This window comes from Paenibacillus tepidiphilus (genome assembly GCF_008635795.1).
Lineage (GTDB): Bacteria > Bacillota > Bacilli > Paenibacillales > Paenibacillaceae > Paenibacillus_AQ > Paenibacillus_AQ tepidiphilus.
The window spans coordinates 34,999-57,940 of sequence record NZ_VWRQ01000016.1 but is presented as its reverse complement, the minus strand read 5'-3'; the positions used below and the strand labels follow the sequence as shown (position 1 = coordinate 57,940).

General features: G+C 52.9%; 23 protein-coding genes. 6 read left to right on the top strand and 17 right to left on the bottom strand.

Annotation, left to right across the window (positions count from 1 at the left end):
• Nucleotides 1-128 precede the first annotated feature (128 nt).
• On the bottom strand, nucleotides 129-1,088 hold the full coding sequence (locus F1379_RS19785) for an aldolase catalytic domain-containing protein (RefSeq protein ID WP_203457140.1): 960 nt from the start codon (nucleotides 1,086-1,088) through the stop codon (nucleotides 129-131).
• Between the two features lie 288 nt (nucleotides 1,089-1,376).
• On the opposite strand from F1379_RS19785, the gene F1379_RS19780 reads away from it, so the two are divergent.
• The 4 genes from F1379_RS19780 (at nucleotide 1,377) to F1379_RS30045 (ending at nucleotide 4,111) form a co-directional block, all read left to right on the top strand.
• Nucleotides 1,377-1,619 (top strand): FeoA family protein, encoded by a 243-nt coding sequence (locus F1379_RS19780; protein ID WP_239004744.1) that lies wholly within the window; start codon nucleotides 1,377-1,379, stop codon nucleotides 1,617-1,619.
• Nucleotides 1,616-3,628 (top strand): ferrous iron transport protein B, encoded by a 2,013-nt coding sequence (gene feoB, locus F1379_RS19775; protein WP_150273024.1) that lies wholly within the window; start codon nucleotides 1,616-1,618, stop codon nucleotides 3,626-3,628. The genes F1379_RS19780 and feoB overlap by 4 nt, the downstream gene beginning before the upstream one ends.
• Nucleotides 3,629-3,671: 43 nt before the next feature.
• The gene (locus F1379_RS19770) at nucleotides 3,672-3,863 is read left to right on the top strand and encodes a FeoB-associated Cys-rich membrane protein (protein ID WP_150273022.1); all 192 of its coding nucleotides are present in this window, start codon (nucleotides 3,672-3,674) and stop codon (nucleotides 3,861-3,863) included.
• A 101-nt stretch (nucleotides 3,864-3,964) separates the two neighbouring features.
• Nucleotides 3,965-4,111 carry a hypothetical protein gene (locus F1379_RS30045; RefSeq protein WP_203457139.1) on the top strand — a complete coding sequence of 49 codons (147 nt, stop codon included), beginning with the start codon at nucleotides 3,965-3,967 and terminating at the stop codon, nucleotides 4,109-4,111.
• Nucleotides 4,112-4,199: 88 nt separating this feature from the next.
• On the opposite strand, the gene F1379_RS19765 is transcribed toward F1379_RS30045, so the two are convergent.
• The 4 genes from F1379_RS19765 to leuB form a co-directional block, all read right to left on the bottom strand.
• Nucleotides 4,200-5,303, bottom strand: coding sequence for an ATP-binding protein (locus F1379_RS19765; protein WP_150273019.1), 1,104 nt, complete (start codon nucleotides 5,301-5,303; stop codon nucleotides 4,200-4,202).
• A gap of 434 nt (nucleotides 5,304-5,737) precedes the next feature.
• Complete coding sequence (locus F1379_RS19760) at nucleotides 5,738-6,145, bottom strand: hypothetical protein (RefSeq protein ID WP_150273016.1); 408 nt, start codon at nucleotides 6,143-6,145, stop codon at nucleotides 5,738-5,740.
• 223 nt (nucleotides 6,146-6,368) lie between these two features.
• Nucleotides 6,369-6,908, bottom strand: a complete 540-nt coding sequence (locus tag F1379_RS19755) for a peroxiredoxin (protein ID WP_150273014.1) — start codon at nucleotides 6,906-6,908, stop codon at nucleotides 6,369-6,371.
• 242 nt (nucleotides 6,909-7,150) lie between these two features.
• Nucleotides 7,151-8,233 (bottom strand): 3-isopropylmalate dehydrogenase, encoded by a 1,083-nt coding sequence (gene leuB, locus F1379_RS19750; protein WP_150273011.1) that lies wholly within the window; start codon nucleotides 8,231-8,233, stop codon nucleotides 7,151-7,153.
• 228 nt (nucleotides 8,234-8,461) lie between these two features.
• On the opposite strand from leuB, the gene F1379_RS19745 reads away from it, so the two are divergent.
• A complete protein-coding gene (locus tag F1379_RS19745) occupies nucleotides 8,462-9,442 on the top strand; it encodes an aldo/keto reductase (RefSeq protein ID WP_150273009.1) in 981 nt (326 codons plus the stop codon).
• An 81-nt stretch (nucleotides 9,443-9,523) separates the two neighbouring features.
• Here the strand turns inward: F1379_RS19745 and F1379_RS19740 are convergent, their stop codons facing one another.
• The 8 genes from F1379_RS19740 to ilvB all read right to left on the bottom strand — a co-directional run bounded on the left by F1379_RS19740 (nucleotide 9,524) and on the right by ilvB (nucleotide 17,525).
• The gene (locus tag F1379_RS19740) at nucleotides 9,524-10,621 is read right to left on the bottom strand and encodes a DUF4097 family beta strand repeat-containing protein (RefSeq protein WP_162551221.1); all 1,098 of its coding nucleotides are present in this window, start codon (nucleotides 10,619-10,621) and stop codon (nucleotides 9,524-9,526) included.
• 19 nt (nucleotides 10,622-10,640) lie between these two features.
• The gene (locus F1379_RS19735) at nucleotides 10,641-11,138 is read right to left on the bottom strand and encodes a hypothetical protein (protein ID WP_150273004.1); all 498 of its coding nucleotides are present in this window, start codon (nucleotides 11,136-11,138) and stop codon (nucleotides 10,641-10,643) included.
• A gap of 170 nt (nucleotides 11,139-11,308) precedes the next feature.
• The gene (locus F1379_RS19730; protein WP_162551220.1) at nucleotides 11,309-11,767 is read right to left on the bottom strand and encodes a zf-HC2 domain-containing protein; all 459 of its coding nucleotides are present in this window, start codon (nucleotides 11,765-11,767) and stop codon (nucleotides 11,309-11,311) included.
• Nucleotides 11,764-12,288 carry an RNA polymerase sigma factor gene (locus tag F1379_RS19725; protein ID WP_275262607.1) on the bottom strand — a complete coding sequence of 175 codons (525 nt, stop codon included), beginning with the start codon at nucleotides 12,286-12,288 and terminating at the stop codon, nucleotides 11,764-11,766. Before F1379_RS19725 ends, F1379_RS19730 begins: the two co-directional genes overlap by 4 nt.
• A 197-nt stretch (nucleotides 12,289-12,485) precedes the next feature.
• Nucleotides 12,486-14,027, bottom strand: a complete 1,542-nt coding sequence (locus F1379_RS19720; RefSeq protein ID WP_150272997.1) for a 2-isopropylmalate synthase — start codon at nucleotides 14,025-14,027, stop codon at nucleotides 12,486-12,488.
• Nucleotides 14,028-14,132: 105 nt separating this feature from the next.
• Nucleotides 14,133-15,125 carry a ketol-acid reductoisomerase gene (ilvC, locus tag F1379_RS19715; protein WP_150272995.1) on the bottom strand — a complete coding sequence of 331 codons (993 nt, stop codon included), beginning with the start codon at nucleotides 15,123-15,125 and terminating at the stop codon, nucleotides 14,133-14,135.
• Nucleotides 15,126-15,291: 166 nt separating this feature from the next.
• Entirely contained in the window at nucleotides 15,292-15,780 is a 489-nt protein-coding gene (ilvN, locus tag F1379_RS19710) for an acetolactate synthase small subunit (protein WP_150272993.1), read from the bottom strand.
• The gene (gene ilvB, locus F1379_RS19705) at nucleotides 15,777-17,525 is read right to left on the bottom strand and encodes a biosynthetic-type acetolactate synthase large subunit (RefSeq protein ID WP_150272991.1); all 1,749 of its coding nucleotides are present in this window, start codon (nucleotides 17,523-17,525) and stop codon (nucleotides 15,777-15,779) included. The genes ilvN and ilvB overlap by 4 nt, the downstream gene beginning before the upstream one ends.
• A 614-nt stretch (nucleotides 17,526-18,139) precedes the next feature.
• Between ilvB and F1379_RS19700 the strand changes: the two genes are divergently transcribed.
• Nucleotides 18,140-18,589 (top strand): GNAT family N-acetyltransferase, encoded by a 450-nt coding sequence (locus F1379_RS19700; RefSeq protein ID WP_150272989.1) that lies wholly within the window; start codon nucleotides 18,140-18,142, stop codon nucleotides 18,587-18,589.
• A 24-nt stretch (nucleotides 18,590-18,613) separates the two neighbouring features.
• Here F1379_RS19700 and F1379_RS19695 read toward each other — a convergent pair whose 3' ends face one another.
• The 4 genes from F1379_RS19695 to F1379_RS19680 all read right to left on the bottom strand — a co-directional run bounded on the left by F1379_RS19695 (nucleotide 18,614) and on the right by F1379_RS19680 (nucleotide 22,710).
• The gene (locus F1379_RS19695; RefSeq protein WP_150272987.1) at nucleotides 18,614-18,943 is read right to left on the bottom strand and encodes a hypothetical protein; all 330 of its coding nucleotides are present in this window, start codon (nucleotides 18,941-18,943) and stop codon (nucleotides 18,614-18,616) included.
• Nucleotides 18,944-19,148: 205 nt separating this feature from the next.
• The gene (locus tag F1379_RS19690) at nucleotides 19,149-20,105 is read right to left on the bottom strand and encodes an ABC transporter permease (protein WP_150272985.1); all 957 of its coding nucleotides are present in this window, start codon (nucleotides 20,103-20,105) and stop codon (nucleotides 19,149-19,151) included.
• Nucleotides 20,106-21,179, bottom strand: coding sequence for an ABC transporter permease (locus tag F1379_RS19685; protein ID WP_150272983.1), 1,074 nt, complete (start codon nucleotides 21,177-21,179; stop codon nucleotides 20,106-20,108).
• Entirely contained in the window at nucleotides 21,172-22,710 is a 1,539-nt protein-coding gene (locus F1379_RS19680) for an ABC transporter ATP-binding protein (RefSeq protein WP_150272981.1), read from the bottom strand. The genes F1379_RS19685 and F1379_RS19680 overlap by 8 nt, the downstream gene beginning before the upstream one ends.
• Between the last annotated feature and the right edge of the window lie 232 nt (nucleotides 22,711-22,942).

Genomic DNA, 22,942 nt, shown 5'->3' with positions numbered 1-22,942 from the left:
AATGGATATATTTATGTCCTATGTATAAATATCGGCTTGTCCGCTCTTTAAAGTTACATTCAATTCATTATAAAAGAAAAGCACCTTACCCCGAAGCGGGGAAGATGCTTGGCTGCCGATGAAGGCGGTTATTTTTCACCAAAGTTAACTTCAGGTGTGGTGAGCTTGTCGTAAAAGGCCACGGCCTGATCCTTCTCCGCCGAAGCGCGCAGTGCCATTGCCGACCGCGGATGTTCATCCAGCGTCCCGGTGATCATGTAAGGAATGATATATCCCCACTCTTCCTTCTCCCGCAGGGGAATCATCAGCTGCTCCAGGATATCCAGCACAGGACGAAGTGTATACTTCGTATTCTTCAGATGGGTAACCAGCAGTTCAGTCGGACAGTTGCCGGCGGCACGTCCCATTCCGTAGCAGGAGGCATCCAGCAGTTCTACGCCAAGCTCCGATGCGACCAATGTATTGGAGAAGGCGAGCTGCAGATTGTTGTGCGTATGCACGCCCAATCTTTTGTTCGGCAGATGGGTCTTAAATTTGTCTACGAGATATTTGATGTCATTATGATCAAGGCTTCCGTAGGAATCGACGATATATACCACGTCTACTACACTCTCACGGATCAGATCGAATGCCTCCAGCAGTTCATTCTCCATAACATTGGAGAGCGCCATAATATTGATGGTCGTTTCATAACCGCGGTCATGGAAGGTCTGCACCAGCTGCAGCGCCTTATCGACATCCTTGCTGTAGCAGGCAACGCGGATCAGATCGAGCATACTTTCGCTCCGGGGAAGAATGTCATTCTCATCGACGCGTCCGATATCCACCAGGGCCGACAGCTTCGTATGGCCTTTCTCCGGAATGACCTTCCGCAGGAAGTCATCGTTCAGGAAGCGCCATGGACCAGCCCCTTCTGCGCCTTTCAGCAGTTTGGGGGAATTTTTGTAGCCGATTTCCATATAATCAATACCGGCCTCATTCAGACCGGCATACAGCTTCTGCACGAATTCAATACTGAAATCCCAGTTGTTTACAAGTCCTCCGTCACGAATGGTGCAGTCCACAATTTTGCTCTGATTGATCTTCACGATACGTCTCCCTTCAGCGTTCCTGCTTAGCTCTGCCGCACAGATTTACTATGCGAACATTATCGTACAATCATACTTTAGACGTGAATATATTGTAAAGAAATCATTGGCGAAAGCTCAGTAAGCGTCTTCATTCCCTTGAAATACCTGGATTAGCTGTAAATACACATTAATATTTGCAAAGTCCGGGGAACTCATGACAAAGATCACGGAAGAGCCCTGTGAAAAATGCTACATTACAAGAAACTATTGAGATTGATTCTCAGTCTCTTTCGGAGGGATAATCATATGGCTTCCACTTCCTGCTCCTTGCTGCATCTAAAGCCGGGCTCAAGCTGCTCCATTTCCAAGATAGAAGGAATGAACCCCATTTTGCGGCGCCGCCTGGCCGATCTGGGAGTATCCGAAGGCGTTGTGGTCCGTTTGAAAGGAAAAGGCCCGTTCCTTGGTCCTATCACCCTGGAATGCAACGGCCAGCTCTTCGCCATCCGCCGGAAGGAAGCTTCACGGATCGAGGTGCAGGTGTCATGAGCTCCATTGCACTTGTCGGCAACCCCAATACCGGAAAGACCTCGTTATTTAACACATTAACCTCTTCCTATGAATATGTGGGGAATTGGGCGGGCGTAACGGTCGAGAAGAAGGTCGGCAGTCTCAAGAACGGCGCCGGCAAGCTGATTGACCTGCCCGGTATCTACTCGCTGCATCCCCTCTCCCGTGATGAAGGGGTCGCCGCCCAGTATCTGGTCGAGGAGACGCCTGAGGCGCTGATCAATATCGTCGATGCTTCCCAGCTCGAACGGAACCTGCTGCTCACCCTGCAGCTTCTCGAATACGGCAAGCCGATGCTGCTAGGCCTTAATATGGTCGATGTGGCGAATGCGCGCGGCATTCACGTCAGCCCGGAGGCGCTGGAGTCCCGGCTCGGCATCAAGGTCTTGCCGCTGGTAGCCAGAACCGGCAAGGGCAGCGCTCAGGTGCTGAGCGTGCTGCAGCAGACCTCGGACATCCCGGCGGTGAACTTCAAGCTTGATTACGGCGAGTTGACCGAGGAAGCCATTGCTTCCATTGAGAAGGAGCTCCGTTCTGTGCAGGGCTTGCCCAATCACCGCTGGCTGGCGCTGCAGCTGATGGAACAGAATCCGGTTGTGCTGGAGCTGCTGAGCAAGCGGATGGATACCAGCCGGCTGCTTGTGATCTGCGACAACTGCCAGAGTGCCTTGCAGAGCCGCAAGCTTGCCCTGACACTCCCGCAATGGATCCGCTCCACACGCATGGATTACATCCGTTCGCTGTGTCAGGCGGCCATCGATACCTCTTCGCTTAAGCCGCATAATTTAACAGAGCGGCTGGATGCGGTCCTGACCCACCGCTACCTGGGGCTTCCGCTGTTCATCTTCTTTATGTACGTCATGTTTAAGACAACCTTCGAATGGGTCGGTGCACCCTTATCCGATTTACTCGACGGGTTTATTGCCGGACCGCTCAGTGACGGCGCGAACTCCCTGCTGAATACGATCGGCGCTTCCGGCTTCACGCATGCACTCATTATCGACGGCATTATTGGCGGTGTCGGCGGAGTACTGGTCTTCGTTCCGCAGATCTTTATTCTGTTCCTGATGATCTCCTTCCTGGAGGATTCCGGTTATATGGCGCGTGTCTGCCTGCTGATGGACAGCACAATGGAGCGGATGGGACTGAACGGCAAGGCGTTTATACCGTTCATCATCGGCTTCGGGTGTAACGTTCCGGCGATAATGGCCGCGCGGAGTATCGAGCAGCCTAAAGACCGGATGCTGACCACCTTGCTGCTGCCGCTGATGTCCTGCTCGGCGCGTCTCCCGGTATATCTGCTGTTCGCCGCCGTGTTCTTCCCGCAGCGGCAGGCCGTGGCAGTACTGTCCATGTATGTGCTCGGTGTTGTGTTTGCGCTTATTCTCTGCAAATTGTTCTCCAAGCATCTGTTTAAGAATGAGTCTTCCGTCTTTATCATCGAATTGCCTCCGTACCGGATGCCGCAGTTCAAGACGCTTGGCCGCAGCACCTGGGAGAAGAGCAAAGGCTTCCTGCGTAAGGCAGGAACCATTATTCTCGCCGGCTCGGTAATTATCTGGCTGATGACCTACGCCGGTCCCGGCGGTCTGGACGTCGCCATGGACGACAGCTTCCTGGCCAAATTCGGCGGACTGATCGCTCCGCTGCTTGCACCGCTAGGCTTTGGAACATGGCAGGCCGGCTCTACACTGGTCCCCGGCTTCCTGGCTAAAGAGGTGGTCGTCTCGACCATGAACATCATTTACCATGCTCCGGATGCTGCGGGCCTGGAGAGTCAAATTTCCCAGGTGTTTACTCCATTAAGCTCCATCAGCTTTATGGCCTTTATCCTGCTCTATATCCCTTGCCTGGCCACGGTGGGTGTCATTAAGAAAGAAACCGCCTCCTGGAAATGGACGCTCTTCTCCATGGGTTATTCCCTGGTGCTTGCCTACATCGTCTCCCTGCTTATTTTCCAGGGTGGACGCTTGCTCGGCTGGTCGTAAGTTCTGCTGAACGGGATATCTATTATGAAAGCGGGGATTGGCAATGCTTGTGAATATCATCATTGTAGGGGCTGTGTTCGGTTATTCCGGCTGGATGATTTACCGCCACGTGCAGAAGGGTAAGGAAGGCGCCTGCGCCGGCTGCGACAAGAGCAAAAGCTGTGCTGCAGCTTCGCTTGACTCGCCGCTTTCCTGCTGCAGCACCGGAGCCTCCGACAACAATCTGCAGGCTTAAAGGTATAAATGGATATAATTCGCAAGGTTTAAATCCCTCTGGAGCGGGTATGTTTGTTGTAAGCAACTACAGCAAGCAAACTCATCTAGGAGGGATTTTACATGAATACCAAGAAGACTTTGTTTACCACTGTAGCCCTGGGTGCCGCCTATTTACTCAAGAACAAAGGAACACGCGATAAGCTTATTAACAGTGTGCAGTCCTTCACCAATCAGGTCAAAGCCAAAAAGTCCGGTAGCACCCTGTAGCCCGTCCTGCCGGGTTCTACCCGCAGCAATAAAGCCTGAGCTCTCCGCGGGATGCGGAGAGCTCAGGCTTTATAACTGTCTGCCGCCCTTATTGGATCAGCGGGAGCGTAATGATAAATCGGGTGCCCTCATTCAGCCGGCTGCTTACCGATATGCAGCCTCCATGATTCTTGATAATCCGGTCACTGACCGACAGACCGAGTCCTGTTCCATTCTCCTTCGTTGTGAAGAATGGCTTAAACAACCTGTCCAACGTGCAGATATCCATACCTTTTCCATTATCCGAAATGAAGATGCGGACTTCCGCTCCTTCCCGCCGGGCCCCGATTTCGATACGCCCGGACAGATCGTCGACGCGCTCCGAGATCGCTTCCATTGCATTGCGGATCATATTCAGCACCACTTGCTTCATTTGCTTAATATCGCCGGAAATCATCATATCTTCATGAAGCGGGTGAAGATTGATCTGGGTGCCCTTCATCAATGCTTCACTTTCGGCGAGCAGTACAACCTCTTTCAACAATGCAGAGATAGGGATCATGGCTACTTGGGGAACCGACGGCTTGGAAGAAGACAGAAACTCATGAATAATATCGTTAGCCCGGTCAATTTCAGCAAGGATAATCTTGGCATATTCTTCCTTGCCAAGCTGGTGGAGGTAGGGGTTCAGCAGTTGGATAAAGCCGCGGATCGCCGTCAGCGGATTGCGGATTTCATGGGCGATGGATGCGGACAGCTTGCCGAGCATAGCCAGACTGTCGTTCTGGTAGGCGGTCTGTTCAATCAGCTTAAAATCGGAAATCTCCTTCACCGTAAACAAATAATTGCCTCTCATCTGCTCTCCGCAGAACAAGGAAATACGCCAGTAACGGCCGTATTCATCCATAAACTCATAGCTCTGCTTTCCTTTGAGCACCAATTCACGGTAGCTGCGCAGCAGGTGCTTCTTCTTGAAACGGCCCAATTGGAGGTTCGATAACAGATTGGCCATGGTGCAGCCAAGTAAGGAATGGCGCGTCAGTTCAAGCATCCCGTACATCTGCCTGTTGACAAATGTAAGAATGCCGTCCTCATCAAAAAGCATAATTCCGCTGTCAATGTGCTGTAGCACATCCTCATATGTAGTATCCATGGACCCAGAATGAAACATTCTTTCCGGCAGAAGCAGGCTTTCCTGATATTGGCTGATCACGATACGATGTTCCCCCTTTACCGCTATTGGACTCAGACACTTAAGCGACATCAAATTACTATGTATTTGAGTATATGACGAAGCCGCCAGAACATTCGGAGATCGTATTATTTAATCCAACCGTTTCATCTATATTCCAATCATATCCAAGAGGAGAAGACAACGCAATCGGAGAAACTGTCGAATAGCAAAATTATTGATAAAAATGATTCTTAAGACACATTAAATATCATGTCATATTGATGGGCTTGAAACACCTGCAAAAATTGACTACCCAGTCATGAAAAAACCTGTAAAAATCCCGTCATCTCGGGATTTGTTTCAGATTGTTACAGAGCAAAAAATTGCACCATAGAAAAAAGCCCCCGCAGCTGCGAAGGCTTCCTTCAGGAGCAATTTATTCGTTTGTACTTCATCTTGCCAGCCCCGCTGCCCTATGCTTTTTGCTGGAGACGAAGACGGCGCTGGCTCATTACGGCGAGCCGTTTCTTCAGCTCGCGTTCCCATTTGGTATCCCCGATTTGCTTGGCCACGGCCAGCAAGTCCAGGGAAAGGTCGATCTGGCTGCGTACAATAGCCAGCGGATCCTCGCTTTCCAGATTCACAACGTTCTCGAAAATGGCTTCGTCATCCTCCATCACGTAGTCCTGAAAATCCACATCCGTCACACCGTCGCCATGAGCATATTCCGCGAGAATCTCATACTCGTTCTCTACCTTATAATGGACCTCCACCCGGTGGCATACCGGACAAAACAGCAGGGGAACATTATGGACTTGCGTGCGATAATGCTTTAGGGTTCCCTTAGTTCCAACCATACTCGCTCCACAGCAAAAGCTCATTAACGTTCACCCTCCCTGAAGTGTAGACACTTGTTTTCTTATTATTGTATTACAATTGCGCCACAGAGATTCCTTATTCCCATAGCCTTATGCAGACTTCACGCACCCAAATTCAGCTTTAGGATAACTCCCGGCAGTTTGGTGCAAAAAACCCCCTCGCCGTTATTTACCCGGAAGGAGGTTTCATTAGTCTATCAAAGAACTCGGGCGAAGACAAATGTAATTACAGGTTTCTGTCTCCCGGTTGCCAGTTCATGGCACACAGCCCGCCGGATTGCAAAGCTTGCAGTACACGCAGCGTCTCATCAACGCTTCGTCCGATATCATTATGGTTAACAACCTCATACTTCAGTTCCCCATCGGGATCGATAATGAACAGTCCCCGCAGGGCCACACCCTCTTCTTCGATCAGTACCCCATAATCGCTGGCTACCTTCTTCGTAATATCCGATGCCAACGGAAAATTCACCGGGCCAAGACCGTTCATATCCTTCGGCAGGCTGATCCAGGCCTTATGGCTGTGCACTGAATCGACGCTGACGCCAAGGATCTCGGTATCCAGCTCTGCGAACTCGGCAGCCGAGTCGCTGAGTGCGGTAATCTCCGTAGGACATACATAAGTGAAATCCAGAGGATAAAAGAATAAGACCAGCCATTTACCGCGATAGTCGGACAAGCTTCTGCGGCCAAATTCCTGGCCGTTGCCGGTTATAACCTCCATGGAGAAATCCGGGGCCTGCTTGCCTACCAAACGTTCCGCCATCCAAACAATCCTCCTTATGAATATGTAAAGCCAAAACCATCACATGCACGCCAAGCAAAGTGTATGCTCTTCCTGTAACAAGGATCATATAAGCATGTCTACCAGCTGTTGACAAAATGGTAGCACCCCGCAAATCTAAAGTCAATATTGCACTTATTACTTAATTATAATAATTATAAATTAAGTAAGTTTTTGTGAAGATTTAGGCTTTTCCGCTTCAATTCAGGAGGATTAGGTTTAAATTATGCTTTACGGATTGCAGCTACAATCAGATCGCCCATAGCGGAGGTGCTGATCGCTTGGCTCTTGTCTACGGCAATATCGCCAGTACGGTGTCCGGCATCGAGAACCTCAGCCACAGCGGCTTCAATGGCGGATGCAGCCTCTTCGTAGCCAAACGTCAGGCGGAACATGAGCGCCAGGGACAGGATCGTAGCGATCGGGTTAGCCAGGCCCTGGCCGGCGATATCGGGAGCGGAGCCGTGTACCGGTTCGTACAGGCCATAGCTGCCTTCGCCCAGCGACGCCGAGGCCAGCATGCCGATGGAGCCGGTCAGCATCGCTGCTTCATCGCTCAGAATGTCGCCGAACATATTCTCGGTCACAATGACATCGAAGCTGGACGGACGGCGCAGCAGCTGCATCGCGCAGTTGTCGACCAGCACATGCTCCAGCTCCACCTGCGGATATTCCGGGGCTACCCGGTTAACGACCTCACGCCAGAGACGGGAGGTTTCCAGCACATTGGCTTTGTCTACACTGGCAAGCTTGTTGCGGCGTTTGCCGGCAATTTCAAAAGCCTGGCGTACAATACGCTCCACTTCCACTACATTATATACACAGGTATCTACCGCTTCTTCGCCCTGCTCTCCCTGCCGGCGCAGCTTATCCCCGAAATAGATGCCGCCTGTCAATTCACGCACCACCATCAGGTCTGTGCCTTCCAGCACTTCCGGCTTCAGTGTGGACGCATCCTTCAAACAATCGAATACAACGGCTGGACGCAGATTGGAGAACAGGCCCAGCGCTTTGCGGATGCCAAGGAGTCCGGTCTCCGGACGCAGCTCCTTCGGATTGTTGTCCCACTTTGGACCCCCGACGGCGCCGAGCAGCACGGCATCGGCACTGCGGCAAATACGGAGTGTATCTTCCGGCAGCGGTGTTCCCCGCTCATCAATGGCGATTCCGCCGAAAAGGGCATGCTCCGTTTCAAACTTGTAGCCGAACACTTCCTCTGTCTTTTTCAGTACTTTTTCCGCTTCGGCCACCACTTCAGGTCCAATTCCGTCCCCGGCAATAACGGCGATCTTTTTCACTTCGCTCATGTTAGTCACTCCCCATTAGTTTTGCTGTCTTAACAGCTGGATTAGCAGGCATAGTTCTTCTGTATACTGTTGTATCACAAGCCCGGCCAAAGGACAAAGATATAGATTCTATGGAAGTGATAGGTATTGCCTATAGGTTAGATTTGCTCTTGATTTGCAGGTTGTTTACAATAAATAAGTATACAGCTTGTTGGTCATCATCCATATGAAGCGAGGAGTGATTGCGCAGTGCAGTTTACAAAGCTTGGCAAATCGGGTCTGAAGGTCAGCCGCCTGTGTCTGGGCACCATGAATTTCGGTCCGATTACGGACGAGAAGGAAGCTTTCCGCATTATGGACGCCGCGCTGGATGCCGGCATCAATTTTTTTGATACCGCAAACATTTACGGCTGGGGCGAGAATTCCGGCCTCACAGAGACGATTATCGGCCGCTGGTTCAAGCAGGGCGGCGGGCGGCGCGAGAAGACCGTGCTCGCCACCAAAGTCTACGGAGCAATGAGCGACAAACTGGACGGCCCCAACGATGAGGCAGGCCTGTCCTCTTATATTATCCGCCGCCATTTGGAAGGCTCGCTGCAGCGTCTGCAGACCGACCATATTGAGCTGTACCAGATGCATCATATTGACCGCAATGTTTCCTGGGACGAGCTGTGGGGAGCTTTTGAGCTGGCGGTCAGCCAAGGCAAGATCGGCTATGTCGGCTCCAGCAACTTCGCCGGCTGGGATATCGCCGTGGCCCAACTGGAAGCCAAAGCCCGCGGGTTCCTCGGCCTGGTATCGGAGCAACACAAGTACAGCCTGACTTGCCGTCTGCCGGAGCTTGAAGTGCTCCCCGCGGCGCAAAGCCTCGGTCTGGGTGTAATTCCCTGGAGCCCGCTGGACGGCGGACTGCTCGGCCGCAATGCCCTCAAGAAAATTGAAGGCTCGCGCAGCGGCGGCAACGCGGAGCGTATCGAGCAGCACAAGGCCCAGCTTGAAGCCTTCGCCGAGCTCAGCCGTGAGCTGGGCGAACCGCAGGACAACATCGCCCTTGCCTGGCTGATTGCCAATCCGGCGGTAACCGCACCGATTATAGGTCCTCGTACGCTGGAGCAGTTCGAAAGCGCACTGCGCAGCCTGGAAATCGTGCTCGACGAGTCCGTGCTGAAGCGGCTGGACGAAATCTTCCCCGGACCGGGCGGTGCCGCTCCGAAAGCATACGCCTGGTAAGCGGTTCTCCCTAAATAAATACTGGAACATAACAGGAGCCGCTTTGCGCATGGGGTTATGCGCAAAGCGGCTCCTTGCCTGTTATTCGGCGGTATCCACCGTTATCGATCCGTTGCTGGTGGACAGCTTCACCTCATGGGTACCATCGCCCAGTGTGGCTGTTCCGTCATCCTTGCCGTCACCATTGTAGCTCCAGCCGATATTGCCCTTAAGCGAACCGTTGCTGGTCCCCGCTTCAATCTTCGCATCGGCCACGGCCGGAAGGCTGACCGTTATTTTACCGTTGCTTGTAGAGAGCTTCCAGCTCCCGGTTACCGCTGAGTTAACCGTGATCCGGCCGTTGCTGCTTTTGGCTGCAAGCGGTCCGTCAATATTGTCCACCTCAATGACGCCGTTGGAGCTCCTGATGTCGACCTCGCCCTGCACATTCTGCACCGTCATCGTACCATTGCTGGTATGCGCTTCTACTCCTCCGGCGATGTCGTGGATATCCAGCTTTCCGTTGCTGGTGTCCGCCTTCAGGCCGGAATCCAGATTCCATGCTTCAATGGTACCGTCACTGGTTTCAATCTCAACGGCCAGATTACGCGGCAGCGTAATCTCCAGATACGGCGACTTCGTCGTAATGCCAAAGTGAATATTCGACAGCCAGTTATTGTCTCCCTCTTGCTCCATTGTCAGGGTATCGCCTTCGGCAACGACCCGCCACTCGTGAGCCAGTCTGCCGGCGGCCTCTTCTTCGGAGTCACCGGTTAGTTCCAGCTTACCCTCGTAATCCAGGGTGTTGCCGTCTCCCCCGGTAACCTTGACCTTGCCGTTTGGCAAATCTATTTTCACCGTCTGGATGCCGTTCAGATTATCCACAGTTCCCTGCACAGGCACGAGATGCGAATTGCCGAGAATTCCTGCCAGAGAACCCCCGGCAAGCAGTGTTTGGCCTCCGCTGGCCAGCACCAGTACTATGATCAGGATGATCGCCCAGGCACTGACACGGGTCCTGGTCTCCGATTTAATCAGCAGCCGCAGCAGCATCTCCACTCCGAACAGAATCAGCAGCCCGGGCCACAGGTAGCCCAGCAGATCGTAGGATACGTAATCGAACTGGGCCAGCACCACAAGTACACCTACCGCAATGCAGCCAAGTGCGGCAGTGAAGCTGCCAACCTTCCATCTCCCCATCCGTCCATTCCCCATTTCCCTAAACTTTTGTATTATTCCGCAGCAATCTGAACCCGTAGCCGATCAGAGCCAGCGCCAGCAGAATCGTCCCGATGTTCATATCAACGAGCACGCGCCACAGCCATGGAAAAACATTGATCACCATCAGCAGGAAGCCGGCAATCACGCAGCCGATGCCTACCCAGACTGGGCTGACCTCGTCCTGGGGATAAGCGGGCATTGGCGGAACTCCCATGCTCCAAGGCGCGCCATAAGCATCGGGATGAAACATCATCCGTTCATGCTCCTCTGCCTGCAGCTTCATCCAGGCAGCCTTCTGCAGCGCATCGAACAACTGGTAGAACCAGAGCGCAGCCAGGGCAAACGGAAATATCGTCGGCATGGAAGGGATGAAGATGATGCACAGTATGGCTCCGATCATATACTGGAGGCCCAGCTTTTTTAAGCCAAGATACATGTGCCCGAGGCCCGGAATCCAGGCCAGGAAAAAGGTAAGCCAGCGTTTTTTCTTGATCATATTTATCCTCCTAAAAGTTTTGCGAAAAATTTCGCTTCTTTGAATTCACATTGCAGCAAAACTGGCTTCGGAAGCATACGCTTTGTTTTGCGAAAAATTTCGCTTCTTTGAATTCACATTGCAGCAAAACTGGCTTCGGAAGCATACGCTTTGTTTTGCGGAAGTTTCGCTTATTTGTCTGTTGGTGGTGTGTTAGAAAGCCATGCGCTGACCGAGCTGGACATGTGGCCGTTGATCTCGCTGATGCCATAGGCAAAGTTCTCGAAAATACCAAGCTGCACCAGTATCAGGGTTAAGCCGACTGCCAGACAGTAATGCATCCAGGCTGTGCGCGGAGCAGTACGCCGTCTGACCGCCGTCTGCGGCAGGCTGCGTTCTCTGCGGTCATTCTCCAGCCGCTCAATTTCCGACATGACCGTGTTTGTTATATCGGGGTATTCCGGCAGGCCCTGCTCTGCAAAAGCACTGCCCTTCCCCTCCCAGATGGACGCCAGCTCCATGGTCTCTTCCAGCCACTGTGCGCATGCCGGGCAGGTGTCGATGTGCAGACGGAGCTGCATCTCCAAATCCGGAGACAACTGGCCGTCAATATAATGCGGCATCCATTCTTGTACTGTTGCACATTTCATCGCCATTCCTCCCCGAGTTTACGCATCATTTGTCTGGCCCTGTAAAGCTGGGATTCCACCGTTTTGACTGAAATTCCTTTTTGCTCTGCAATCTCCTGATAGGAATGGTGCTGAAAATAATACAACTGCACAACCGACCGGTACGGCTCTGCGAGATTGTTCAAATTCCGGTCCAATTCCTGCGAGGTCTCCTTACGGAGCGTCTCCTGTTCAGGCGTATGCGGTGAGACAACATCGTTCTCCGTATAGTCGGCCGCTGTACGGTGCCGCCATTCCCTGTCATTGGCCCGTTTCCAGTCAAGACAGGTCCGATAGGCAATCCGGTACAGCCAGGTGGAGAAGGAGGACTGTCCTCTGAAGGAAGGGAGCGCCTTGTAGGCTTTGATGAATACCTCCTGGGCCATATCCTTGGCCGATTCGGCTTCGCCCGTAATTTTGAAACATACTCTATAGACCATGCCTTGATAACGGTTGACCAGATGTCCAAAAGCCTGACGCTGGCCATCCAGCACGGCGGCAATCCATTCTGCCTCTTCCAGTGTGCTCCCCTCCTTCAGTTACATTACGTTAGACGCCGGACCGATCTGCCCCCCTGCAGATTTTGAAAAATATTTTTCACCTGTTTCACGATGTACACCTATCGTAACAAATCCAGGCACAAAAAAGCAGCCGGAGCAGCGGATTTCTCCGTGCCCCGGCTGCTGCCGTCTGCTGACAGCTACATCTGCGCATGCGCGCGCCGTGTATAGGTCTTGCGCTTCTCCAGCAGCTTGTTGAGCGCATCCAGATAAGCTCTTGCACTGGCCTCCAGTATGTCCGTGCTCAGACCGCGTCCTTGCGCAGCAACCTCGCCCTGCGAAAGTACAACATGGACTTCGCCCTGAGCATCCTTACCGCGGCTGACCGCCTGGATGGAGTAATCGCCCAGCGTAACTTCCTCTCCGGTCGCTCTATCAATCGCATTATAAATCGCGTCGACCGAGCCATTGCCTTCTGCTTCTGCCACAATCGGTTCCGGCTGCGGCCCGTTGATGACTACCTTGGCCGTTGGTGTGGCCTCATTGCCATAAGTAACAAAAATGGTCTTCAGGCTGAAGACCTCCGGCGTATCGATCAGCTTCGCCTCAAGCAGCGCCAGAATATCCTCATCGGATACTTCCTTCTTCTTGTCCGCCAGCTCCTTGAACCGGCTGAACGCTTCATTCAGCTCTTCTTCGTCAAGCTCATAGCCAAGATCGGCGAGCTTGTCGCGGAAGGCGTGACGGCCGGAATGCTTGCCGAGCACCAGCTTGCTTTCCTTAAGACCAATCGTCTCGGGAGTCATAATCTCATAGGTCGTCTTCTCTTTCAGCATGCCATCCTGGTGGATTCCCGACTCATGCGCAAACGCATTGGCGCCGACGATTGCCTTATTGCCCGGAACGACCATCCCGGTCAGCTTGCTGACCAGACGGCTGGTACGGGAAATTTCCGAAAGGACGAGCGAGGTCTTCGCGCCGAAGAATTCGCTGCGCGTCTCCAGAGCCATCGCCACCTCTTCAATCGCCGTGTTGCCGGCGCGTTCCCCAATACCGTTAATGGTGCCTTCAATCTGATCGGCGCCGTTCTGAATTGCGGCCAGCGTATTGGCGGTGGCCATGCCCAGGTCGTTGTGACAGTGGGCGCTGAGCTGGACCTTCTCAATATCCGGTACGGTTTCTTTGACGAACTTGAATATCGCACCGTATTCCGCCGGATTCAGGTAACCCACCGTATCGGGGATATTCACTACATTCGCCCCTTCACGGATAGCCATCGCCACCATCTCGGCCAGAAAATCGCGTTCTGTACGTCCCGCATCCTCCAGCGAGAATTCCAGCTTCGCAAAATATTTCTTGGCATAGCGGATCGCGGCCTGTGCCGTTTCCAGCACCTGCGCCTTCTCCATCCGCAGCTTATACTGGCGGTGAATCGGTGAAGTCGCCAGGAAGAGATGGATGCATGGATCGGCAGCTCCCTGCAGCGCTTCCCGAACCGCATCAATATCACTTTCTCTGGAGCGGGACAAGCCGATGACGGTCACATTCTTAACCGCCCGCGCCACCGCATTGACTGAGGCCAAGTCACCGGGCGAAGCCGCCGGAAAGCCGGCTTCCATCCGGTCAATGCCCAGCTTCTCGAGCTGATAGGCGATTTCCACTTTCTCGCGGGTGTTCAGATTGACGCCCGGCGATTGCTCCCCGTCACGCAGCGTCGTATCGAACACATAAATCTTGCGCATTCCCGAGCACCTCCTAAAGTTGTGCTTAAACCCTAAATGCGGCCCGCGTTGCCGCGGCCGCATCCAGAGTCATCAATATAAAGCCTGTAGCTTAAGTATATGAGCCTACTTCTTGCTCCAGTGCATCATTTCACGCAATTGACTGCCAACCACTTCAATCGGATGAGCGGCTTCGTTGCGGCGGGTTGCTGTCAGGAAGGCGCGTCCGGACTGGTTCTCAAGGATAAAGTCACGGGCAAATTTGCCCTGCTGGATATCGCTGAGTACAGCTTTCATTGCTTTCTTCGTTTCGTCAGTTACAACACGCGGGCCGGTAACGTAGTCGCCGTATTCAGCAGTGTTGCTGATCGAATCGCGCATTGTGGCCAGACCTCCTTCATAGATCAGGTCCACGATCAGCTTCAGCTCATGCAGACACTCGAAGTATGCCATCTCCGGAGCATAGCCTGCTTCAGTCAGGGTCTCAAAGCCGGCTTTGATCAATGCCGATACCCCGCCGCACAGTACAGCCTGTTCGCCGAACAGGTCGGTTTCGGTTTCTTCACGGAAGGAGGTTTCGATAACCCCGGCGCGTGTACAGCCGATACCTTTTGCATAAGCGAGTCCGATCGCTTTGGCATTGCCCGTTGCATCTTGCTCGATGGCAATCAGACCGGGAACGCCGAAGCCTTCTACATAAGTACGGCGTACCATGTGGCCCGGCGACTTCGGAGCCACCAGCAGCACGTCGGCATCCTTAGGAGCGACAATCTGGCCGAAGTGTACGTTAAAGCCGTGGGAGAACATCAGCGCTGCGCCGCTTTTGAGGTTCGGTTCGATCTCGTTCTTATATACGGAGGCCTGTGTTTCGTCTGGCATCAGGATTTGCACTACATCCGCGCGGGATACCGCTTCGGCGACCGGCAGCACTTCAAAGCCGTCGTTCTTGGCAGTTTCAAAGGATTTGCCTTCGCGCAAGCCGATAATGACCTGAAGACCGCTGTCGCGCAGGTTTTGCGCCTGGGCATGTCCCTGGCTGCCGTACCCGATTACCGCAATTGTCTTACCTTTTAATACGCTGAGCTCTGCATCCTGTTCATAGTACGTTGTAACTGCCATTGTCAATATCCTCCTTTAATTTGGACCCATCGTAAAGAGCGGGTGCTTCAAAAGCAAGCTGCTGGCTGTGCTTCTCAAGCCCCCGCCCTTTAGCGGGGTATAAAATATACCTTAAATGAATTAAAGCAAACAAGCAGCAATTCGTTAAAGCTGTAAATTATAACAATCAGGCATTGCCGCGGATCATTGCCGTTACTCCAGTACGTGACAGCTCTTTAATTCCGTACGGCTTCAGCAGTTCGATCATGGCGTCGATCTTGGTCGTATCGCCTACGACCTGCACCAGCAGGCTGGTTGAACCGATATCGACCACCGAAGCGCGGAAGGTTTCCACAACGCCCATAATCTCCGGGCGCTCCGCCGGGTCGGCCTTGACCTTGATCAAGGCAAGCTCACGGGCCACCATCGGCTTGGCACCAAGATCTACGACTTTGATGACGTCGATCAGCTTATAGAGCTGCTTCTCAATCTGCTCCAGTGTGTGCTGGTCGCCCAGTGTCACGATGACCATCCGCGACAGCCCGGTTTCCTCGGACTGCCCGACGGTAATGCTCTCGATATTAAAGCCGCGGCGGCCGAACAGGCCTGCCACCCGCTGCAGCACACCGGGCTGGTCATTCACAAGCACGGAAATCGTATGTCTCATCACGGTCATTCATCCCCCATAAGCATTTGATCAATCGTCGAGCCCTGCGTTACCATCGGGTAGACATTCTCATCTTTGTTAACGACGAATTCTACCAGAACAGGACCAGGGGTCTCCAGCGCTTCCTTCCACACTGCACCGGCCTCTTCCTTGTTCGTCGCCCGCAGGCCCTTGACGCCGTAGGCTTCAGCCAGCTTGACGAAATCAGGACTTCCCGCCAGATCCGTATAGCTGTAACGCTTCTCGTAGATCAAATTCTGCCACTGCCGGACCATGCCGAGCACTTGATTATTGATGACCACAATCTTAACTGGAATATTGTGTATGGCGCAAATGGCCAGCTCCTGGGAGCACATCTGCATACCACCGTCGCCGTTAATGGAGACTACCAGCCGCTCGGGTTCAGCCATCTGTGCGCCGATCGCCGAAGGGAAACCGAAGCCCATTGTGCCCAGGCCTCCGGAGGTGATCCAGGAGCGCGGATGATTGAACTTGTAATATTGGGCCGCCCACATCTGGTGCTGCCCGACATCCGTTGTCACAATCGCTTCACCCTTGGTGGTATCGTTAATCATTTCAATGACCCATTGCGGCTTGAGTTCCTCCGTAGAATCATTGTACCGCAGCGGATAGTCAAGCTTCCACTGGGCGATTTGCGTTCTCCAGGCATCGGCGTTCGCCGCGCGGGTCAAATCGGGAAGAAGCATTTCCAGCACTGTCTTCACATCTCCGACAATCGGAATGTCAGGTGTGACATTCTTGCCGATTTCCGCCGGATCAATGTCGATATGGACGATCTTGGCCTTCGGTGCGAAGCCGTCCAGCTTCCCGGTCACCCGGTCGTCGAAGCGTGCTCCGATATTGATAAGCAGGTCGCATTGCTGAATAGCATTGTTGGCAGTGTAGGTGCCGTGCATCCCCGGCATGCCCATCCACAGCTCGTGGCCGCTCGGGAAACAGCCCAGTCCCAGCAAGGTTGTCGTAATCGGAATTTCCGTACGCTTCACGAATTCGAACATTTCTTCATGCGCTCCGGAGTAGATAACGCCGCCGCCGGCGATAATGATCGGCCGCTCTGCCGCATTGATGGCGCGGATCAGCTTGTCGAGCTGCAGCTTGTTCGGAACGGTGCGCGGGTTGTAGCCGCGCAGGTTCACACCCTGATGCTGCGGTGGGGAGAACAAGGTTTTGGCTGCCGATACATCCTTCGGAATATCGATCAGTACCGGTCCCTTACGGCCGGTATTGGCAATGTGGAACGCCTCATGAATGATGCGCGGCAGATCCTCGACATCGCGAACCAGATAGCTGTGCTTCGTAATCGGCATGGTGATTCCGGTGATGTCTGCTTCCTGGAAGGCATCGGTGCCGATCAGGCTGGAGAAGACATTGCCGGTGATGACTACCAGCGGCACGGAATCCATAAATGCCGTGGCGATTCCCGTGACCAGATTCGTGGCCCCCGGACCCGATGTCGCGATACATACACCCGGCTTACCGCTTGCTCTGGCGTAACCGTCTGCGGCATGAATCGCTCCCTGCTCATGTCTGGTCAGGATATGCTTGAAATCGGTAAAGCTGTGGAGCGCATCGTAAATGTAAAGCACCGCTCCGCCGGGATAGCCGAATACAGTATCCACACCTTCCAGCACCAGACTGCGCAGCAGAATCTCCGACCCGGTAATCACCTCGGGATTCTTCCATTTCTCACGTAACTCTTCTGTAGACCGCACTTCTGAATTTGGCGCGCTCATCAGTATTCCTCCCTTCGCTGGTTAACATCCATTATGCAAATGACGGGCCGGCTTTTATCCTAAGGCTTATCCTGAGTTTCTATACAAAGCTCAAGCGACATAACAACAAAAAAACCTTCCGCCACCCACGCGCAGAAAATGACAGCGCGTGAGGGACGAAAGGTTGATCTTCCGTGGTACCACCCATGTTTGCGTTGTATCTCGCGATACAACGCCTTATCAGGTACAAAAATCCATCGATGTAGGCAGGGCCCAAATCTTTATACCTGAAGTCCGTAACGCGGACTACACGATTCCCCCTAATAATTCCATCACTCTTGCCGGTGGACCTTTCAGGGAAACAGCTCCGAGGTGAGCTCGTATATAAGGGATTATGGTGGAGGTTTCAGCATGCCCTCGCACTCTCTGGTCAAAAGAGCCCTTAAAACTTCGTCCTCTTCATTGCCGATGTAAGTATGTTTCGTTAAATGTTTAGACACATTATATGATTCCTCACACGGTTAGTCAATACCCATATTTTCTGAAAAGACACATATTGTTCGCAGCTGCTTGCCGGAACGCCCACACCCGGCTGGGCATATGATGTACGACAATGTGTGGAAAGGGGGCGCTCCATGATCCGCTACCGCAGACCCAAACAGGATGACACCGTCATTCTTGATCTGATTGAGAAGCAGCTTGTTCCGCTGTCGCATCTTCCCCAGACCGTAATCAATCAGGTACGCAAAGATCTCCCCCGCCGTCTGAGCCAAGGGGTCACTCTGGTGGCCTGTCCGGATTACGAAAGCGATCCGCTCGGATTCGTTCACTTCATGCTGCACGGCGATTTGCTGTATATTGATATGCTGGCCATCGCTCCTGCGGCGCGGCGCAAGCGTTGGGGAAATATGCTGATGGACCGGGCGGAGAGGTTTGCACTATCACGCGGCTGCCGAAGAGCCAAGGTTGCCGTAGATGTCGGCAATTCTGCCGGTATTTCCTTTTATCAAAAATTGGGCTACAGCGTAGCCCGTTATCAGCCGCAAAATTATTGCTATGAGTATGAAAAGCAATTTGATCTTTAAGTCTTTGTCTTTTCTCTCTGCAATTTAAAAGAATCCGGGAGGCGGATATGGAGGAACGCCGGGTCCGTAACCGCCGGGTCCGTAAGGACCATAAGGCACCGGGCCGGGGCCGTAACCGCCAGGTCCGTAGGGACCGTATGCGTATGGGGCTGTACCGACAGCCAGTAAGTCAAACAGCACCAGCGGAATCAGTGCTTTGGTTTGCACTTTTTTACCGGATACCCGCTGCAATACCAGACGGTTTCCCGAGACACGGACCAGTTTGCCCGTTACTTTCGAGCCGTCTTTTTTCACGGCAACAATCTGTTTGCCCACCAGCTTTAACACCTGCTTTTTTGTGACCGGGGTTGCCATGTTATCCCTCCTATACTTGAGATGGGTCTAGCTGTATCATCGTTGCTCAGGTTCGAAATCAGTCTATGCGCCTGAAGTGATATCGGCCTGTTCACCCGCCCGGTCTTCTGCCGCTTCGAGCATGCTGCCAAAAAAAAACCGCCTGTCCGGAGCTACCGGACAGGCGGTTAGATGTATGCACTGTAACGAATTAGTCGAATTCGTTTTAACGTTTTCCCGGGTCGTACGGTTCACCGAGCGCTTTCGGTGCCGAAGAACGGCCGACCGCGCTCACCAGTACGATGATGGTCAACACATAAGGAATCATAAAGATGAATTCCTGCGGGATATTCTGCGACCACTCAAACAACTGCACATAGTTGCGGATCGCCTGGGAGAAGCCGAAGAAGACAGCTGCACCGAACGCGCCAACCGGATTCCATTTCCCGAAGATCATCGCCGCAATGGCGATAAAGCCTTGCCCGGAGATCGTATTATGTGCAAATGTACCAGTGGTTGTGAGCGTGATGGTTGCCCCGCCGAGACCAGCCAGAAGGCCGCTCAGCATAACCCCGATATACCGCATCCGTTTAACGTTGACGCCCAGTGTGTCAGCTGCGCTCGGATGCTCGCCGACTGCACGCAAGCGCAGTCCGAATGGAGTCTTAAACAGGATGAAATAAATCACGATAACCAGGACGATGACCAGATAGGTCGTCGGATAAGAGTTAAAGATCCCTTCGCCGATGACTGGAATATCCGATAGGCCGGGGATTTTAATCTTTCTGAAGCCGTCAATCAGCGGAGATTCACCTGCTCCTTCGAAGAGCAGCTTAACCATGTACAGGGTGCTGCCCGCAGCAAGGAAGTTAATCACGGTACCGCTGATCGTCTGGTCCGCCTTGAAGGTGATCGAAGCTACCGCATGGATAAGGGAGCCAAGCACACCGACAACCATGGCGCAGAGCATACCCACCCAGGGAGCCCAAGCGCCCATTCCGGCATCCTGTGCATAGTAACCGCCGACAGCGGCTGCAAAGGCACCGAACATCATCAAACCTTCCAGTCCAATGTTGACTACACCGGAACGTTCAGAGAAGATGCCGCCAAGTGCGGCAAATATAAGCGCTGTGGAAAAAACAAGCGTTGTGTTCAGCAACTGTCCTAACGTCTGCAGATCCATCTATGACACCTTCTCTTTCTTGCGCTTGAAGTAAAACGGCTTCAGCACCCAGCGCACAATTCCTTGGGCTGCGATAAAGAATATGATCGAGCCGATAACGATACGGATCAACTCCGGCGGAACATCCGCGCCGAAGCTCATTCCTGCCGAACCGTAAGTCAGCATGCCGTACAGAATGGCTGCCAGAATGACGCCGAACGGATGCGTTAACCCGAGCAGCGCTACGGCGATCCCGTCAAAGCCGTAGCCCGGAGAAGCCGCGAAGATGGACTGATAGTGAAATACGCCCAGCACTTCGCCGGCGCCGGCCAAGCCGGCAAACACGCCGCTGATGAACATGGCCTTGATAACATTTCGGCCAACGTTCATTCCCGCATACTCAGCCGCATGGGGATTGAAGCCGACTGCACGCATTTCGTATCCCTGTTTAGTCTTCCACAGGTACACATAGAAGAATACTGCAGCCACAAGCGCCAGCACAGTGCCCCAGTGGACGCGTGCATTATCGAACAGCGAGTTCAGGAAGGTCATCGACATGGAAGCCGGATTGTCCACTGAACGGTTCTGGCCCTGCAGAAGCAGGAAATTCTTGATGATATAGTTGGATAAATAAAGCGCGATCCAGTTCAGCATAATGGTGGTGATTACTTCATTAATGCCACGTTTGGCTTTGAGGAAGCCGGCAAAGCCAGCCCACAGGCCACCGGCTAACCCGGCGGCAATAACCGCCAGCGGAACCAGCAAATAAGTCGGTGTACCGGCTAGCTTGATGCCTACAATAGAAGCGGCTGTCATCCCGATCAGCACTTGTCCGTCCGCACCGATATTAAACATCCCGGAGCGGAAAGCAAAGGCGACCGCGAGGCCAGTAAACATCAGCGGAGTCATCTCACGGATAGCCTCACCGAAGTCATAGGGGCTGCCGAATACGCGCTTGAACAGCGCAGAATATGCCGCAATCGGATCGTAACCGCCGATCAGCATAACGACGGCGCCGACCAGAAAGCCCATAATAACGGCCACAATCGGCACAACATAGGTGTCCGTCGCGAAGATTTTTTTCAGTCTATGCACCCGCATTTCCTCCCCGTTTCAAGCTTCCCGCCATCATCAAGCCAAGCTCCTGGTCATTGGTATCCTGCGGGTATACTTCACCGACAATTTGCCCTTCGTAGATAACGGCGATTCTGTCGGAGACGTTCATAATTTCATCGAGTTCAAAGGAAATCAGCAGCACGGCCTTGCCCTGGTCACGCTGGGCAATCAGCTGCTTCTGCACAAATTCGATTGCCCCGACATCAAGCCCGCGGGTAGGCTGGGCGGCAATGAGCAGAACCGGATCTTTGTCTATTTCCCGCGCAATAATCGCTTTTTGTTGATTACCGCCGGATAAAGAGCGCGCCTTGTTCTCAATCGATGGTGTACGGACGTCAAATTCCGCCACCAATTTCTCGGCATGCTGGTCAATGACATCGCGCTTCAAGAAGCCGTTTTGATTAAACGGCCGCTTGTAATAGGTTTCAAGCACCATATTTTCACTAACAGTGAAATCAAGCACCAAGCCATGCTTGTGCCGGTCTTCCGGAATATGTGATACGTTCATCTCGGATATCTTGCGCGGCGCCCAGTTGGCGATTTCCTGACCCGATACCTTGATGGAACCGGAATCAATCTTGCGCAGTCCGGTAATCGCCTGGATCAGTTCACTTTGTCCGTTGCCGTCGACTCCTGCTATTCCAAGAATCTCCCCAGCCTTCACTTCGAAGCTGAGACCATTTAGCACATTGACGCCTTCCTTGCTCTTACTGTTAACATTGTCCAGCTTCAGCACAGCTTCCCGCACTTGCGGCGGCTGCTTGTCCACCTTGAAGGTTACCCCGCGTCCAACCATCTTCTCGGCCAGCTCGTTCGGGTTCGTTCCGGCCGTCTGCACGGTATCGATCACTTTGCCACGGCGGATAATTGTCACGCGGTCGGAAATCTCCATGATTTCCTTAAGCTTATGCGTAATCAGAATAATGGACTTGCCTTCGGCGACAAGCCGTTTCATAATCGCCATCAATTCGGTAATCTCTTGCGGGGTCAGTACGGCGGTCGGCTCATCAAATATAAGAATATCCGCACCACGGTACAGCGTCTTCATAATTTCCACGCGCTGCTGCATGCCTACCGAAATGTCATGAATGCGGGCATTCGGATTAACCTGCAAGCCATATTGCTCGGAAAGCTTACGGACCTGTTCCGCCGCGGATTTATAGTCGATTTTAACTCCTTTTTTCGGCTCCATGCCAAGAACAATGTTCTCGGTTACCGTAAAAGGATCCACAAGTTTAAAATGCTGGTGAACCATTCCGATGCCAAGTTCAATAGCCTTGTTGGGGCTATCGATAATAACCGGTTTCCCGTTGATTTCAATACTGCCTTCGTCAGGCTGATAAAGTCCGAATACAATATTCATCAAGGTCGATTTGCCCGCTCCGTTTTCGCCGAGCAGTGCATGAATCTCCCCTTTTTGCAGTGTCAGACTGATGGAGTCGTTCGCGACGATACCGGGAAAACGTTTTGTGATTTGCTTCAACTCTACGACAGGAGCCGCAGCACTCATGGAATCACCCTCATCACAGAATATAGATTATAGCTATGCAGGAACTGCTGGGCCGTCCCGTATTTCACGGCAGCGTTCGGAGAAGTCTTATTAAATACCTGTATAGACACGGATGCACCGCCCCTTGCAGGGCGGCACCGCTGTCATCACCTTACACCTGTTGACAAGGAACAAGGCCGGCTCTTAAACCGGCCTTGTCTTTGTTAGCGAAAGAACAAGCATAGGTAGCAAT

Bases quoted from the DNA above. Each gene is read 5' to 3' on its own strand.
- F1379_RS19780 (WP_239004744.1), top strand. From the start codon at position 1,377: ATGGCTTCCACTTCCTGCTCCTTGCTGCATCTAAAGCCGGGCTCAAGC.
- feoB (WP_150273024.1), top strand. From the start codon at position 1,616: ATGAGCTCCATTGCACTTGTCGGCAACCCCAATACCGGAAAGACCTCG.
- F1379_RS19770 (WP_150273022.1), top strand. From the start codon at position 3,672: ATGCTTGTGAATATCATCATTGTAGGGGCTGTGTTCGGTTATTCCGGC.
- F1379_RS30045 (WP_203457139.1), top strand. From the start codon at position 3,965: ATGAATACCAAGAAGACTTTGTTTACCACTGTAGCCCTGGGTGCCGCC.
- F1379_RS19760 (WP_150273016.1), bottom strand. From the start codon at position 6,145: ATGAGCTTTTGCTGTGGAGCGAGTATGGTTGGAACTAAGGGAACCCTA.
- F1379_RS19755 (WP_150273014.1), bottom strand. From the start codon at position 6,908: ATGGCGGAACGTTTGGTAGGCAAGCAGGCCCCGGATTTCTCCATGGAG.
- leuB (WP_150273011.1), bottom strand. From the start codon at position 8,233: ATGAGCGAAGTGAAAAAGATCGCCGTTATTGCCGGGGACGGAATTGGA.
- F1379_RS19740 (WP_162551221.1), bottom strand. From the start codon at position 10,621: ATGGGGAGATGGAAGGTTGGCAGCTTCACTGCCGCACTTGGCTGCATT.
- F1379_RS19735 (WP_150273004.1), bottom strand. From the start codon at position 11,138: ATGATCAAGAAAAAACGCTGGCTTACCTTTTTCCTGGCCTGGATTCCG.
- F1379_RS19730 (WP_162551220.1), bottom strand. From the start codon at position 11,767: ATGAAATGTGCAACAGTACAAGAATGGATGCCGCATTATATTGACGGC.
- F1379_RS19720 (WP_150272997.1), bottom strand. From the start codon at position 14,027: ATGCGCAAGATTTATGTGTTCGATACGACGCTGCGTGACGGGGAGCAA.
- ilvC (WP_150272995.1), bottom strand. From the start codon at position 15,125: ATGGCAGTTACAACGTACTATGAACAGGATGCAGAGCTCAGCGTATTA.
- ilvN (WP_150272993.1), bottom strand. From the start codon at position 15,780: ATGACCGTGATGAGACATACGATTTCCGTGCTTGTGAATGACCAGCCC.
- ilvB (WP_150272991.1), bottom strand. From the start codon at position 17,525: ATGAGCGCGCCAAATTCAGAAGTGCGGTCTACAGAAGAGTTACGTGAG.
- F1379_RS19700 (WP_150272989.1), top strand. From the start codon at position 18,140: ATGATCCGCTACCGCAGACCCAAACAGGATGACACCGTCATTCTTGAT.
- F1379_RS19695 (WP_150272987.1), bottom strand. From the start codon at position 18,943: ATGGCAACCCCGGTCACAAAAAAGCAGGTGTTAAAGCTGGTGGGCAAA.
- F1379_RS19690 (WP_150272985.1), bottom strand. From the start codon at position 20,105: ATGGATCTGCAGACGTTAGGACAGTTGCTGAACACAACGCTTGTTTTT.
- F1379_RS19680 (WP_150272981.1), bottom strand. From the start codon at position 22,710: ATGAGTGCTGCGGCTCCTGTCGTAGAGTTGAAGCAAATCACAAAACGT.